The organism is Paenibacillus agaridevorans (assembly GCF_003112455.1).
Classification (GTDB): domain Bacteria; phylum Bacillota; class Bacilli; order Paenibacillales; family Paenibacillaceae; genus Pristimantibacillus; species Pristimantibacillus agaridevorans.
Genome location: NZ_BDQX01000438.1, coordinates 14,492 through 14,975, shown reverse-complemented (window position 1 = coordinate 14,975; position 484 = coordinate 14,492). Strand labels below are relative to the sequence as shown.

Here is a 484-nt window from a genome sequence, read left to right as displayed (position 1 = left end):
GTTAATAGCGCCTATGGCAGCACAACCGAACGTGTAAGCTTCTATGCAAAATCCTGCGGTTTCGACCGCCGAGCGGGCCTGCAAGTCGGCCTCGCCGGTCTCGCCCACAATCTCGCCGAGCCCGGCCCCAGCGGCCGCGACCGCTAGTTCCGCAGCGGCTTGCCTTTGGTCAGCATGTGGCTCATCCGCTCCTGCGTCTTGCTCTCGCCGCATAGGCTGAGGAACGCCTCGCACTCCAGATCGAGCAGATACTGCTCGCTCACCCGCGCGCCCTGGCGAACGTCGCCGCCCGAGAGCACATGCGCAAGCTTGCCGGCGATAAGCGCATCGTGCGCGCTAATATGGCCGGAGAGCCGCATCGCCTGCACGCCCATGGCGAGCACTGCCTTGCTCTCCCGGCCGCCGACGGCGACGCGCTCCTCCTCGGGCGCGGTGTAACCCGCGCAGTCGAGCTCCAGCACGAGCCGCTTCGCTTCCGCGATGC

Annotated in this window: 1 pseudogene; it reads right to left on the bottom strand. The window is 66.9% G+C overall.

The annotated features are described in order from the left end of the window. Positions 1-143: 143 nt before the first annotated feature. Positions 144-484 (bottom strand): annotated as a pseudogene (locus PAT3040_RS33525) (3-hydroxyacyl-CoA dehydrogenase/enoyl-CoA hydratase family protein); the annotation flags it as partial.